A 13,314-nucleotide genomic window follows, 5' to 3' on the forward strand; every position below is an offset into this window, starting at 1 on the left:
TCCTGTCGTACTGCGGTCCATGGGAAAACGCGTTCAGCGGTAGGCGACGGACCCGGTGGGGTCCTGCAGCCACTGACGCAAGCGGGTCTTGAGAATCTTGCCGTAGCTGTTCTTCGGCAGCTCGGTGCAAAACAGGTATTTCCTGGGTTTCTTGAACGACGCCATGCGCGTCACGAACCACTGGTTGAGCACCTGCGGATCGAGGCTGTCGGGGCTGCGCGGGACCACAAAGGCCACCACCGACTCGCCCCACTCGGCATCCGCCTCGCCCACCACGCACACCTCGAACACCTCGGGATGCTGCATCAGCACTTCCTCCACTTCCCGCGGGTAGATGTTGCTGCCAGCGGAAATGATCACATCCTTGGAGCGGTCGGTCAGGGTCAGGAACCCGCGGCTGTCGAGGAAACCGATATCGCCAGTGTGCAACCAGCCGTCCACCAGGGTCGCCTGGGTGGCGGATGGGTTATCCCAGTAGCCGTGCATCACCGGAGCGCCGCGCACAGCGATTTCCCCGGGCTCGCCGGCTGGCAAGGGCTGCCCTTGAGCGTCAAGGATGCGCACCTCGACACCAGCATGCGGGCGTCCCACTGAAGCGGCGATAGCCGGCCAGTGCGGGTGCTGGCGGTGGGCAATCAGCTCCCGGGACAGGGCACTGATACTCATCGGGCACTCGCCCTGGCCGTAGATCTGTACCAACCGCGGGCCGAAGGTCTCCAGGGCCTGGGTCAGGTCCGCGAGGTACATCGGTGCCCCGCCGTACACGATGGTCTTGATCCCCGTGCCGTCATAGCCCTGCCGCCGGGCCTGCTCCACCATGCGCTTGACCATGGTCGGCGCGGCAAACAGGCTGACCTGCCCCAACGCCTGCGCCAACCCGAACAGTTCTGCCGCATCGAACCCCCGGGACTCTGGCACCACATGCCGGGCACCACAGCGGACGTGAATGAAGTTGTAGAGCCCGGCGCCGTGGGACATTGGCGCGGCATAAACCAGCGCATCGCCGGCCTGTACCGGATCAACATCCAGTGGGTAGCACAGCGACATCGCCGTCAGGTTGCCGTGGGACAGCATCACCCCCTTAGAGCGGCCGGTGGTGCCCGAGGTGTAGAACAGCCAGGCCAGTTCGCCGTCCGCGCAGGGCCAAGGCTCCAGCAGTTCGCCGTCAGGGGCGCCAACCGGCATGACCTCGGCAGGCAACTCGCGGCAATCGGCTGGCAAGTCCTGGCGTTCGAAGGTCCGGCCGCCGTCGGTGAAAATCAACCTTGCCCCGGCATTACCGACGATCCAGGCTGCCTCCCGCGGATGCAGTTTGCTGTTCACCGGCACCGCCACAGCACCGATCCACCAGATGGCGTAGAGCAGTTCCAGGTAGTCGCAACTGTTCTTCAGCAACAAGGCCACCCGGTCCCCCGCAGCGATGCTGTGGTCATGACGCAGGTGCAAGGCGCGGGCGCGGGCCCGCGCGGCGAAGCTCTGATAGTCGGCCACCTGGCGGCGGCCCTCGAACAGAGCGGGACGCTGCGGCCAGCGTTGGGCCGCGTCCAGCAACCAATGGGCGACGTTCATGTTCAGGCCCTGAGCGCTTGCAGGACCGAGGCGTAGTTGGCCACTGCCATCCCGCCCATGTTGAACAACAAGCCGAACTCGGCCCGGGGCACACCAAGGCCAATCGGCTCGCCGATCAATTGGCGAAAGCCTAGGGCATGCATCGATACGCCGGTGGCGCCCACCGGGTGGCCCTTGGCCTTGAGCCCGCCGGACAGGTTGACCGGCAAACGACCGCCGTGGCGCACGATGCCCTCATCCAGGGCCCGATGGCCTTCGCCCTTGGGGGCCAGGCCCATGGCTTCATAGATCAGCAGTTCGGCGATGGTGAAGCAGTCGTGAACCTCGGCGAAGCTCATGTCTCCCAGACTCACCCCAGCCTCGCGCAAAGCGCCATGAATGGCCCGCTGCGGACCGTCAAAGGCCAAGATGTCGCGGCGGGCCATCGGCAGCAGGTCATTGACCTGGCTCAGGGCGCGGATCGCCACTTCGCGCCGGAACGAGCGCGCGCGCTGCGGCGAAGCCAGGACAATCGCCGCCGCACCGTCACTGATCAGCGAGCAGTCGGTGAGGCGCAAGGACGGCGCAATCAGCGGATTGCTCTGGGACACATGGTTGCAATGTTCGAAGTCCATCGGACGGTGCATCTGCGCCAGCGGGTTGGCCATGGCATTGGCGTGGTTCTTTACCGCAATCGCCGCCATCGAGGCCAACGGGCTGTGGTAGCGCTCGGTGTACTGCTGCGCGACCTGGGCAAACAGCTGCGCAAAGCTCAGGCCGGCTTCCTGCGGATCGTTCTGGTAACCGGCACCGGCCAGGGCTTGGGTGACTTCGGCGGTGGAGTTGCCGGTCATCTTTTCCGCCCCCACCACCAGCACCAGTTCAGCGGCGCCACTGCGAATCGCATTGACCCCCGCCAGAATCGCCGCCGAGCCCGAGGCGCAGGCATTTTCACAACGGGTGGCCGGCTTGAAGCGCAACTGCGGGTCGGCCTGGAGCATCAGCGAAGCGGGAAAACCGTCCGGCACCAGGCCGGCGTTGAAGTGCCCGAGAAACAGTGCGTCGATCTCGGCGGCATCGATCGCGGCATCCGCCAGGGCTTCGCGGGTGACTTGGACAATCAGGTCCTCCAGGGTCAAACCCTGGAGACGACCGAAAGAACTGTGGGCGGCAGCGACAATGGATACGGAAGCATGATTCATGGTGATTTTCTTCTGTGCTTGAAGCGGGCATTCCTTACAATGGCGAGCGCCGGAATCAGACGCTAGTTGGGGCAACTACGTACAACAGTAAGTAGTGCCCCGCTCGCCAGAGCGGCGCAACGACTTCCACGAGGCAGGATGCCCAATGACCGTATATGCCCAGCAGCTCCAGGACCTCGAGCGCCTGGCCTTCCAGGTTTCACCCGCACCACAATTGATCACTGGGCATCGGCGCATGCTCGACTGCAACCAGGCCTTCCTGCGCCTGTTCGGCTATGAACGCGAGCAGTTGCTGGACCACCTGACCCTGTTGCTGTATCCCTCCCAGGCCGATTACCAGAGCATTGGCGAACGCAGCGAACATTGGCTGTGCAACGGCCAGGGCGGCTCCTACACTGACGAACGCTTTATGCAACACCGCAATGGCGAAGTGTTCTGGGCCCGGGCCCACGGTTTTTCCCTGACCCCGGACGACCCGTTCGGGCTGATGATCTGGCACTTCGAACGCCTCGACCGGCAGTTGGCGCCGACGGTGAGCCTGACCCCCCGCGAGCGGGAAATCTCACTGCACATCGTCAACGGCCTGACCTGCAAGGAAGTGGCGCGCAAACTGGCGATCTCCCACCGTACCGTGGAGGTGCACCGCGCCCGGCTGATGAAGAAGCTGCAGGCCAAGAACAGCGCCGAGCTGGTGTCGAAGATCATCTACATCAGTTGAGGCGGCGCGCAGGCGCCTGCAGCTAGGCCAGCACCTCGCTGGCGCTCAAGCGCAGCAGCTGCAACGCCCCCAACGTGGTGCCCTGCAGGGATTCGCCCGCAAACAGCACCTGGTTGGCAGCGTCCATTTCGGCGCTTCTGTTGGCGACGATTTCGTAGGTCTTGCGCGGCAGCACCTCGCTCCAGCCGTTTTCAAAGGTGTTGTAGGCCAGGGTCAGCGCGGCGGTGAAGTAGTGCTGGCTGGACACCGGAATCCGCACTTCCTCACCGGCCTCATCGAAGGCGACGAAGTGGTTGGGCAGGCGTTCCACCCCCAGGCGTTTGAGCACGATCCAGGCCAGGGCCGATGGCACGAAGGCATTGAGTTTTTCCGCGGCGATGGCCGAGTAGCCACGCTCCTGCAACTGCTGGACGACCTCATCCTCGCTGGCCTCGGGATGGCCGGCCATCAACTCCAGGGTGTCGAGCACGCCTTGATGGGCGCGGGTGTGATCCAGACAGCAGCTACAGTCTGGCGAATGTGAATCGTCATGCATGATCGGTCGATGATCCCTATCGGTAATTGAGGGGGCGCAGGATAAACCCTGCACCCAGTGCAAAACCAGCAGTTGCCGGCTACTTGATCACGATAGGATTGACCGGCGCGCCGCTGCCGCCAACGATCTTCAACGGCGCGGCGGTATAGAGGAAGGTCCACTGGCCGTCGGCGGCGCAATCTTCGGCCAGGTCCTCCAGCAGCACGATCTCGGTGAAGGCGATCCCCAGGTTGCGCATCAGCGCGCAGTGCAGCGGAATCTGCACCCCGGACACCGGGTCGGTGATCACTTCATTGGCGATGGTGTCGGTCACCAGGTTGGGGATTTCCATCTGGTTGAACCAGTCCACCAGTTCGCGGCTGTAGGTCAGCCCGGGCTCCACCAGGTCCTTGAAGAACTCGGTCTTGCCATACTCGTAGAAGGCGCCCATGGAACCGGTGCGGATGATCAGGATGTCGCGCTTCTCGATGGCCACGCCCTGGGCCTTGGCGGCGGCCAGCAGGTCCAGGTGGTTGAAGGTTTCGCCACGCCCCAGGTACTTCTTGCCGCGGTGCCGGGCCATGTCGATCAGCACCGCGCGGCCCACCACGCCACGCTCGGCAATCGGCAGTACGCTGGCCTTGGCCATGCCGCCGACGGTGCTGCTGGCGTCGTAGCCGTTCCACAACTGGTTGTCGTACCAGGCATGGCCCAGGGCGTCGTACTGGGTCGAGCCCTGCAACTGCATGAAGATCACGTCGTCGCAATACTCGGCGCCGCCGGTCATGGACGGCTGCTTGCCGGCCTGATAGTGGCTGCGATCCAGGGTGTTGAAGCGCATCGACGGGTTGCGCGCCGGCCACATAGGGTCGCCGCCGGGGTGGCCGATCTGCACTTGCAGGGTGAAGGTCTTGCCCTGGCGCACGGCGGCGACGCCGCGCAGCACCTCGGCCTGTTGCAGGTAGTTGAGGGCGCCGACCTCGTCGTCCGGGCCCCACTTGCCCCAGTTCTTGGGCAGGCCTTCGAGAAGCTGCTGGGTATTGGGGTGATTGTTGTCGTTGTCGATCCCACACATGTCGACTGCACTCCGTAGCTGGATTTGGATTTAGCCAAGGGGTTTCTACAGATCATCAGACGCAACGTCCACCATCCACTTCCAGGCAGGTGCCGGTAATGAACGCGGCTTCGTCAGAGGCCAGGTACAGGCAGGCGTTGGCCACGTCCTGGGGGGTGGAGAAACGCCCCAGAGGAATGCTCGCCATGAATTTCTGGCGGTTTTCCGGGGTGTCCGGCACCCCCATGAACTCACTGAGCAGGGCCGTGGCGCCGACGACCGGATTGACGCAGTTGACGCGGATATTGTCCGGCCCGAGCTCGGCGGCCATGGTCTTGCTCATCACCACCACCGCCCCCTTGCTGCCGTTGTACCAGACCAGCCCGGGGCGCGGCCGGATCGCCGCCGTGGAGGCGATGTTGATGAACGCCCCGCCGCCCTGGCCGCGAAAATGCGGCACGAAGTGCCTGGCGCTGAGGAAGATGCTTTTGACGTTGACCGCGAACACCCGGTCGAACTCGGCCTCGTCGACTTCCAGCATCGGCCGGTTGCGGTGGGTGGTGCCGGCGTTGTTCACCACGATGTCCAGGCCGCCGTATTGCTCCAGGGTATTGCGCAGCAATGCGGCGACGCTGGCGTCCTGGGCCACGTTGACTTCAATGAAGTGAGCCTGGCCGCCGGCGGTGCGGATTTCCTCCGCCACTCGCTGGCCGCCGGTGGCGTTCATGTCGGCGACAATGACTCTGGCGCCCTGCTGGGCGAAAGTCTTGGCGATCCCCTCGCCAAAGCCGGAACCGGCGCCGGTGACAATGGCAGTTTTATGGGCTAGACGCATGGAAGTGACTCCTGTTTTTGTTGTTATTGACCGCCCCGCGGGCAGCCTTCAGTCGTGACGAATGGCGATGGTCTTCAAGGTGGTGAAACCCAGCAGCGCTTCGAAGCCCTTCTCCCGGCCATAGCCGCTGGCCTTGACCCCGCCGAAGGGCAATTCAACACCGCCTCCGGCGCCGTAGTTGTTGATGAACACCTGGCCGCAGCGCAGCTTGTGGGCCATGCGCAACTGACGCGCGCCGTCCCGGGTCCAGACCCCCGCCACCAGGCCGAAGGCGCTGTCGTTGGCCAGGCGAATGGCCTCGGCCTCATCCTCGAAGGGCATCACTGCCAGCACCGGGCCGAACACTTCCTCGCGGGCCAGGCGGCTGTCTGGCGGCACATCGCGAAACAGCACCGCTTCCTGGAAGTAGCCGCCGCTGCCGGCCTCGGGCACCACCACCCCGCGGGCCGCCACCGGGATGCCGGCGGCTTCGGCTTCGCGAACGAATTCACGCACCTGGCGCAGCTGCTTCTGGTTGATCAGCGGGCCCATGTCCAGGTCCAACTCCGAGGGCCCGGCGCGCAGTTGGCTAAAGCACTGGGCCAGACGTTCCAGCAGCGGTTCATAGAGGCTGCGCTGCACCAGCAGGCGGCTGCCGGCGGAACAGGTTTGCCCGCCGTTCTGCACGATGGCGTTGATCAGCACCGGCAGCGCGCGTTCGACATCGGCGTCGGCAAAGACGATCTGCGGCGACTTGCCCCCCAGTTCCAGGGTCAGCGGACAATGCCGTTCGGCAGCCGCCTTGGCCACCCGGGCGCCGGTGCCGGTGGAGCCGGTGAAGGAAATATGCGCAATGCCAGGATGGGCGCACAGCGCCGCGCCGGCCTCGTGACCGTAGCCGCTGACCACATTCAGGGTGCCCGCCGGGAACCCGACCTGGGCCGCCAGTTCCGCCAGCCGCAGCAGCGACAGGCTGGCATCCTCGGCGGGCTTGACCACGCAGGCGTTGCCTGCCGCCAGGGCGGCGCCGACGCTGCGACCGAAGATCTGCATCGGATAGTTCCAGGGAATGATGTGCCCGGTCACGCCATGCGGTTCACGTACCGTGAGCACGGTGTAGCCGGCCTGATAGGGCAAGGTCTCGCCGTGGAGCTTGTCGGCGGCCCCGGCGTAGTACTCGAAATAACGCGCCAGGGCGGTGGCATCGGCGCGGGCCACCTTGAGTGCCTTGCCGGTATCCCGGGCCTCGATCTGTGCCAGCTCTTCGTGGTTTTCCAGCACCGCATTGCCCAGGCGCGCCAGCAGGCGCCCGCGTTCCAGGGCCGAGAGGCTGCCCCAGGGCCCGTCGAAATTGTCTCCCAGGGCGCATTGTGCAGCCTGCACTGCCAGATCGATGTCCGCGGCGGTACCCCGGGCGATGCGCGCATAACTGATGCCGGTGCTGGGGTCCTGCACTGGAATGTCTTCGGCCCAGGACGAGGCTTGCCATTGGTTGTCGATGTAGTGTTCGAGGGTCATTTCATCAGCTCCTGTTTCCAGCCAGACACTCAGCGATGGCCCGCCCGACTTCCACGGTGCTGGCGCTGCCGCCCATTTCCCGGGTGCGCGGACCTTCGGCGAGCACCGTCTCGATGCTCTCGACAATCGCTGCCGCAGCCCGTTGGTAAAGCTCATCGCCCTGCCCCAGGTGCTCGATCATCAGGGCCGCCGACCAGATCTGGCCGATCGGGTTGGCCACGCCGAGGCCGGCGATGTCCGGCGCCGAGCCGTGCACCGGCTCGAACAGCGAGGGGTACAGGCGCTCGGGGTTGAGGTTGGCCGAGGGCGCGATGCCGATGGTGCCGGTGCAGGCCGGGCCGAGGTCGGAGAGGATGTCGCCGAACAGGTTGGAGGCCACCACCACATCGAACCAGTCCGGGTGCTGGACGAAGTGCGCACAGAGAATGTCGATGTGGAACTTGCGGATGTCGACCTGGGGATAGGCCTTGGCCAGCGCTTCGATCCGCTCGTCCCAGAACGGCATGGTGATAGCAATGCCGTTGGACTTGGTGGCCGCCACCAGGTTGCGCCGGGGCCGGCGGCTCGCCAGTTCGAAGGCGTACTTCACCACCCGGTCGACACCGTGGCGGGAGAACACCGACTCCTGCAAGGCGATTTCCCGTGGGGTGCCCTCCCACATCCGCCCGCCAACGCTGGAATACTCGCCCTCGGTGTTTTCCCGCACCACGATGAAATCGATGTCGCCGGGCACCCGCCCGGCCAGCGGGCACGGCACCCCGGGCATCAGGCGCACCGGGCGGATATTCACGTACTGGTCGAACTGGCGGCGGATCTTCAGCAGCGAATCCCAGACCGCCACATGGTCGGGCACGATGTCCGGCGCGCCCACGGCGCCGAAGAAGATCGCCTCATGGTCGCCGATCTGCTCGGCCCAGTCGGCGGGCATCATGCTGCCGTGGGCCTGGTAGTGCTCACTGCACCAGTTGAAATGATCGAACTGCAACGGGATGCCGAAGCGCCGGCTGACGGCTTCCAGCACACGCAAGCCTTCGGGAACCACTTCGCGGCCGATGCCGTCACCGGCGATCACCGCGATGCGATGGGGAGGTTTTACAGCGGGATTGATCTTGGACAAGCCGTCTCTCCTGGTCTGACGTGTTGTTATGGAGGCAGGTCAAGCGTACGGGCGAGCCCATTCTGGCCACAGGGAAGCGCCAGAGTGAATTGCTCATTATGGAAACCGCCTTCGCAAAATTCGAAGGCGCTGGGGCATGCCTCGGCCAGAAGCGGTGCCTAGGGCGCCGCCAGCGGATTCTTTCCACCGCTGGCCAGGTAGTCGAACAGCGCACGGCTGGCCAGGGAGGGTTGTTCCTGGCGCCGGCAGAGGTACATCTGGCGGTCGGCCCAGGCGTCGTCGATTTCGATAAATCGCAAGGCCATCTCCTTGCGAAAGATCTGCACCGCGCCCTGGGGCAGCACCCCGACGCCCTGCCCGGCGGCGATCAGCCGGCACACTGCCTCGAAGCTGCGCACCTGCACCCGCAGGCGCAGGGGCATGCTCACCGCCGCGGCCGCCTCGCTGATCAGCGGGGTGATCGCGGCGTTGTCTTCCAGGCCGACGAAGTCGTAGCCCAACAGGTCCTGGAAGCGCGCATGGCTCATCTTGAACGGATGGTCCTGGGGCACGATCAGGCACAGCCGGTCACGGCAATAAGGAATGAAATGCAGGTCCTGGCCCTGAGGCTGGGTGGTGACGATGCCCACATCCGCCACGCCGTCACGCACCGCCAGGAGGATCTCGCGGCTGCGCTCCTCGCGGATGTCGATGCGGATACCCGGGTGCAGCTCGCTCCACTGGGTCAGTTGCCGGGGCAACTCCTGGCTCATGGCCGAGCTGTTGGCATACAGGCTGACCCGGCCGGTGGCGCCCTTGGCGAAGTCGGCCAGGTCGGCGTGCATCACATCCACCGCCCGCAGGATCAAACGGGCATGCTCGGCCAGGGCCTGCCCCGCCGCCGTCGGCAGCACCCCGGTGGAGGTACGCAGCAGCAGCGCCACCTTGAAATGCTGCTCCAGCAGCGACAGGCGCCGGCTCGCGGCGGACAGCGACAGGTGCGACTGCTCGGCCGCCCGGGACAGGTTGCCCAGGGTCAGGGCCTTTAGAAACAGCTCGATGGAAGTCAGGTCCGGGGCCATGGCAGGGTCCTTGTGCGCGGTCCGTGGAAACTACCCAGTTGAGCGGCCCCTGTCCAACCTGACGGCAGTGCCGCCAGGCTCCTGGAAAAGCTGCCCGGGGCGCCTGCCGGCATCGCTGTATCGGCCTCGCTACATTGTCCGACAATCCTCACGAAAGCCCCGCCTACACGGGACCAAACCGCCAATGATGGCAAACTGGAATTTCGCCAGAACTCGACAATACTAGGTCGCGGCAGGACGCCTGTGTCCGCCTTCAACCGAAAGGGAATTCAGCATGAAAGCTCAAGAACTCGAACTCGATGTCGCGGTGGTCGGTGGGGGGGCGTCCGGCACCTACAGCGCCTGGCGCCTGCAACATGAACAAGGTGAAAAACTGCGCATCGGCTTGTTTGAATACAGCGACCGCATCGGTGGCCGGCTGTTCAGTATCAACCTGCCGGGCCTGCCCAATGTGGTCGCTGAAGTCGGTGGCATGCGCTATATCCCCGGCCCCAAGGGCCATGTACTGGTGGATAACCTGGTCAAGCAACTGCGCCTGCCCAGCCAGCCATTCCCCATGGGCGCGCCGCCGCCGATCGGCTCGCAGAACAACCTGTTCTACCTGCGGGGCAAGCGCTTTCGCTATCGCGACTTCAAGGAAGCACCGCACAAGATCCCTTATGACCTGGCCTGGTCCGAGCGCGGCTTCGGCCCCGAGGACCTGCAGGTCAAGGTGATGAACTATGTGTACCCAGGCTTCGACCAGCTCAGCCTGTGCCAGCAGATGCAGGTCAAGGTGTTCGGCAAGGAGATCTGGAAATACGGCTTCTGGGACTTGCTGTACCGGGTCATGAGCAACGAGGGTTACCAGTTCATGAAAGACGCGGGCGGCTACGACGCCAACGTCGCCAACGCCAGCGCAGTCACCCAGCTACCCGCTACCGAATACAGCGACGACACCTCGTTCCTGACCCTGACCCAGGGTTTCCAGAGCCTGCCACTGACCCTGGAGGCGAAGTTCCGCAAGTTGCCGGGGATCTTGCCCGGCAACCAGCGGGTGCAGAAGAACCAGCGCCTGGTGAAGATCGCCTACGCCAAGGACCCAGACTTTCCCTATCGCCTGCATTTCCAAAGCACGCACACCCAGCACGGCAGCACCCGGGACGCCGAGGGCAGCCAAGTGATCAAGGCCAGGAAGATCATCCTGGCCATGCCGCGCCGCGCCCTGGAACTGATCGACGCGCCACTGTTCGACGACCCCTGGCTCAAGGAGAACCTCGGTTCAGTGCTGATGCAATCGGCCTTCAAGCTGTTCCTCGCCTATGAACAACCCTGGTGGCGCAGCCTCGGGCTGGTGGCCGGGCGCTCGGTCACCGACCTGCCGGTGCGGCAGGTCTACTACATGGGCACCGAGTGCGAGCAAGCCGGCGGCGAGCCGACCCTCAACTCGTTGCTGATGGCCTCCTACAACGACATCGGCACCGTGCCCTTCTGGAAAGGCCTGGAGGACGGCGCCCCCTTTGTCGGCCATCTGCCGGCCAGCCTCAACGGACGCCTGCAGGCTGCACAGGTGGTGCCGAAGACCGAGTTCCAGGTCAGCGACGAGATGGTCCGGGTGGCGCAGATGCAGGTCACCCAGGTGCACGACCAGGTGGAACTGCCACGGCCCTATTCGGCGGTCTACCACGCCTGGGACGCCGACCCATATGGCGGCGGCTGGCACGAATGGAAAGCCAATTACCGGATCGACCAGATCCTTTGCCGCATGCGCCATCCGGTGCCGGACCAGCAGATCCACATCGTCGGCGAGGCTTACTCCATGGGCCAGGGCTGGGTGGAGGGCGCGTTGACCGTGGCCGAGTCGACCCTGCAAGACTTTTTCGGCCTGACGCGCCCTGACTGGCTGCCGAAAAGCTATGCCCTGCTGCCCGTGCCGACCCCGAATGGCTGCGCCCTGCCCGGCGCCGAGCCGCTGCCGTGCCAGGACTGCGCACAGACCCTGGGCAAGGTCACCGCGTTCGCCTACGAGGGGATCGATCATGGCCAGCAGTAATGCCTTCAGCGTCGCCGACTACCTGCTGACCCGCCTGCAGCAACTGGGCCTGACCAAGGTGTTCCAGGTACCGGGCGACTACGTCTCGCACTTCATGGCAGCCCTGGACGACTTCGACGGCATCGACGCGGTGGGCGAGGTCAACGAAATGGCCGCGGCCTATGCTGCCGACGGCTACGCCCGCTATGCCGGGATCGGCGCGGTATCGCTGCAATACAGCGTCGGCACCTTCAGTGGCCTGAACGCCATTGCCGGCTCTTATGTCGAGCGCAATCCGGTGGTGCTGATCAGTGCCAGCCCCTCGGCGCAAAACCGGCAATTGATCTGGTCCCAGGACGTGCTGTTCCACCACTCCACCGGCGACCTGGACGTGGGCCGCAAGGTCTTCGAGCCGGTGACCGTGGCCAGCCTGATCCTCGATGACAGCCAGTGCGCTCCGGTGCTGATCGATGCGGCCCTGGTCAAGGCCATCAGCGAGCGTCGGCCGATCTACCTGGAAGCCTGGCAGAACGTCTGGGGCGAACCTTGCCTGCCACCCCAGGGCGAACTGCAAGCACTGGCCGCACGCTGTGACGAGGATTCGATGCGCGCGGCCATCGAGGCCAGCCTGCTGCGCCTGGGCAGCGCCCGCTCGCCGCTGATCATGCTCGGCATCGAGGTCGCCCGCTTCGGCCTGCAAGAGCAGGTCATGCGCCTGATCGAGGCCAGCGGCCTGCCCTTCACCACCAGCCTGGAAGCCAAGACCGTGGTCGACGAAAGTCACCCGCAGTTCATCGGCACCTACGCCGGCACCGCCTCGCGCCCGTGGACCCAGGCCTTCATGAAGGATGTGGACTGCATCCTCGCCCTGGGGGTGATCTTCACCGACGACTACCTGCAACTGCTGGCCAAGGACTTCAGCCGGATCATCCTGGTCAACACTCAAGTGGCTCGCACCGGCCTGCAGTACTACCCCCATGTGCCACTGCCGCAATACCTGCAAAGGCTGTTGGGGGCCATGGGCCTGGACAGCGAATTCCCCCTGCGCAACCACACCCGGGAACCCGCCGCCCGGCCTGCGCTGCTGAAACAGGGCAGTGCTGACGACCCGCTGGGTTATGAACTGTTCCTGGAGATCCTCGAGCGCTTCGCTTGCCAGCAGAACCTGTGGGCCGACAGCAGCCTGATCCTGGGTGAAAGCTCGGCGTTGTATGCCGCCAGCAACCTCAATGGCCTGCCCCGGGACAGCTTTGTCGCCGATGCCATCTGGGGCTCCCTGGGCCACGAAACCGGCTGCGCCCTGGGAGTGGCCATGGGCAGCGGCCGCCGGCCGATCGTGGTGGCCGGCGACGGCGGCTTCATGATGATCTGCCAGTCGCTGTCGACCCTGGCACGCAATCGCATCAATGCCCTGGTGTTTGTCATGAGCAACGAGGCCTACGCCATCGAGCAGGCCTTCGTCGACATCAATGCCTTCGAGCCGGGCGGCCAGTTCGCACCCTTCGACCTGCTGCCCACCTGGGACTACCTGGCCCTGGCCAAAGGCTTCGGCGCCGAAGGCTTCAAGGTCTCGACCCGCTCCGGACTGGAACAGCTGCTGCCGCAGTTGCTGCTGATCAAGGATCGCCCGGCGTTGATCCAGGTGGTGATCCCGCACCAGGACCTGGCGCCGCAAATCAAGCGCCTGGCCCAGCCGGACGGCCCGCTGTTCGTCGCTCGCCACAGCCACGCCAACGACTGAACCACGCCCTTTGCAG

Annotated in this window: 11 protein-coding genes; 3 read left to right on the forward strand and 8 right to left on the reverse strand. The window is 65.0% G+C overall.

Annotated elements, in window-relative coordinates:
• Nucleotides 1-33: 33 nt before the first annotated feature.
• Both GV818_RS23110 and GV818_RS23115 read right to left on the reverse strand, forming a co-directional pair.
• Nucleotides 34-1,569: a class I adenylate-forming enzyme family protein gene (locus GV818_RS23110; RefSeq protein ID WP_161777631.1), complete on the reverse strand. Its 1,536-nt coding sequence runs from the start codon at nt 1,567-1,569 to the stop codon at nt 34-36.
• A gap of 2 nt (nt 1,570-1,571) precedes the next feature.
• Nucleotides 1,572-2,750 carry an acetyl-CoA acetyltransferase gene (locus tag GV818_RS23115; protein ID WP_161777632.1) on the reverse strand — a complete coding sequence of 393 codons (1,179 nt, stop codon included), beginning with the start codon at nt 2,748-2,750 and terminating at the stop codon, nt 1,572-1,574.
• Between the two features lie 145 nt (nt 2,751-2,895).
• Between GV818_RS23115 and GV818_RS23120 the strand changes: the two genes are divergently transcribed.
• Nucleotides 2,896-3,468 (forward strand): LuxR C-terminal-related transcriptional regulator, encoded by a 573-nt coding sequence (locus GV818_RS23120; RefSeq protein WP_161777633.1) that lies wholly within the window; start codon nt 2,896-2,898, stop codon nt 3,466-3,468.
• A gap of 22 nt (nt 3,469-3,490) precedes the next feature.
• On the opposite strand, the gene GV818_RS23125 is transcribed toward GV818_RS23120, so the two are convergent.
• The 6 genes from GV818_RS23125 to GV818_RS23150 form a co-directional block, all read right to left on the reverse strand.
• Nucleotides 3,491-4,003 (reverse strand): hypothetical protein, encoded by a 513-nt coding sequence (locus tag GV818_RS23125; protein ID WP_161777634.1) that lies wholly within the window; start codon nt 4,001-4,003, stop codon nt 3,491-3,493.
• Between the two features lie 79 nt (nt 4,004-4,082).
• Nucleotides 4,083-5,057: a cyclase family protein gene (locus GV818_RS23130; RefSeq protein ID WP_159892960.1), complete on the reverse strand. Its 975-nt coding sequence runs from the start codon at nt 5,055-5,057 to the stop codon at nt 4,083-4,085.
• 55 nt (nt 5,058-5,112) lie between these two features.
• Nucleotides 5,113-5,871, reverse strand: a complete 759-nt coding sequence (locus tag GV818_RS23135) for an SDR family oxidoreductase (RefSeq protein ID WP_161777635.1) — start codon at nt 5,869-5,871, stop codon at nt 5,113-5,115.
• A gap of 48 nt (nt 5,872-5,919) precedes the next feature.
• Nucleotides 5,920-7,368, reverse strand: a complete 1,449-nt coding sequence (locus GV818_RS23140) for an aldehyde dehydrogenase family protein (RefSeq protein ID WP_161777636.1) — start codon at nt 7,366-7,368, stop codon at nt 5,920-5,922.
• Nucleotides 7,369-7,372: 4 nt separating this feature from the next.
• Nucleotides 7,373-8,485, reverse strand: a complete 1,113-nt coding sequence (locus tag GV818_RS23145) for a tartrate dehydrogenase (protein WP_161777637.1) — start codon at nt 8,483-8,485, stop codon at nt 7,373-7,375.
• A gap of 158 nt (nt 8,486-8,643) precedes the next feature.
• On the reverse strand, nt 8,644-9,546 hold the full coding sequence (locus GV818_RS23150) for a LysR family transcriptional regulator (protein ID WP_161777638.1): 903 nt from the start codon (nt 9,544-9,546) through the stop codon (nt 8,644-8,646).
• Nucleotides 9,547-9,820: 274 nt separating this feature from the next.
• Between GV818_RS23150 and GV818_RS23155 the strand changes: the two genes are divergently transcribed.
• Both GV818_RS23155 and GV818_RS23160 read left to right on the forward strand, forming a co-directional pair.
• Nucleotides 9,821-11,578 carry a flavin monoamine oxidase family protein gene (locus GV818_RS23155; RefSeq protein ID WP_161777639.1) on the forward strand — a complete coding sequence of 586 codons (1,758 nt, stop codon included), beginning with the start codon at nt 9,821-9,823 and terminating at the stop codon, nt 11,576-11,578.
• The gene (locus tag GV818_RS23160; RefSeq protein ID WP_161777640.1) at nt 11,565-13,298 is read left to right on the forward strand and encodes a thiamine pyrophosphate-binding protein; all 1,734 of its coding nucleotides are present in this window, start codon (nt 11,565-11,567) and stop codon (nt 13,296-13,298) included. The genes GV818_RS23155 and GV818_RS23160 overlap by 14 nt, the downstream gene beginning before the upstream one ends.
• The last annotated feature ends 16 nt before the right edge of the window (nt 13,299-13,314 follow it).

The sequence above is a fragment of the Pseudomonas sp. Fl4BN1 genome (assembly GCF_009908285.1).
Classification (GTDB): domain Bacteria; phylum Pseudomonadota; class Gammaproteobacteria; order Pseudomonadales; family Pseudomonadaceae; genus Aquipseudomonas.

Bases quoted from the DNA above. Each gene is read 5' to 3' on its own strand.
- GV818_RS23110 (WP_161777631.1), bottom strand. From the start codon at position 1,569: ATGAACGTCGCCCATTGGTTGCTGGACGCGGCCCAACGCTGGCCGCAG.
- GV818_RS23115 (WP_161777632.1), bottom strand. From the start codon at position 2,750: ATGAATCATGCTTCCGTATCCATTGTCGCTGCCGCCCACAGTTCTTTC.
- GV818_RS23120 (WP_161777633.1), top strand. From the start codon at position 2,896: ATGACCGTATATGCCCAGCAGCTCCAGGACCTCGAGCGCCTGGCCTTC.
- GV818_RS23125 (WP_161777634.1), bottom strand. From the start codon at position 4,003: ATGCATGACGATTCACATTCGCCAGACTGTAGCTGCTGTCTGGATCAC.
- GV818_RS23130 (WP_159892960.1), bottom strand. From the start codon at position 5,057: ATGTGTGGGATCGACAACGACAACAATCACCCCAATACCCAGCAGCTT.
- GV818_RS23135 (WP_161777635.1), bottom strand. From the start codon at position 5,871: ATGCGTCTAGCCCATAAAACTGCCATTGTCACCGGCGCCGGTTCCGGC.
- GV818_RS23140 (WP_161777636.1), bottom strand. From the start codon at position 7,368: ATGACCCTCGAACACTACATCGACAACCAATGGCAAGCCTCGTCCTGG.
- GV818_RS23150 (WP_161777638.1), bottom strand. From the start codon at position 9,546: ATGGCCCCGGACCTGACTTCCATCGAGCTGTTTCTAAAGGCCCTGACC.
- GV818_RS23155 (WP_161777639.1), top strand. From the start codon at position 9,821: ATGAAAGCTCAAGAACTCGAACTCGATGTCGCGGTGGTCGGTGGGGGG.
- GV818_RS23160 (WP_161777640.1), top strand. From the start codon at position 11,565: ATGGCCAGCAGTAATGCCTTCAGCGTCGCCGACTACCTGCTGACCCGC.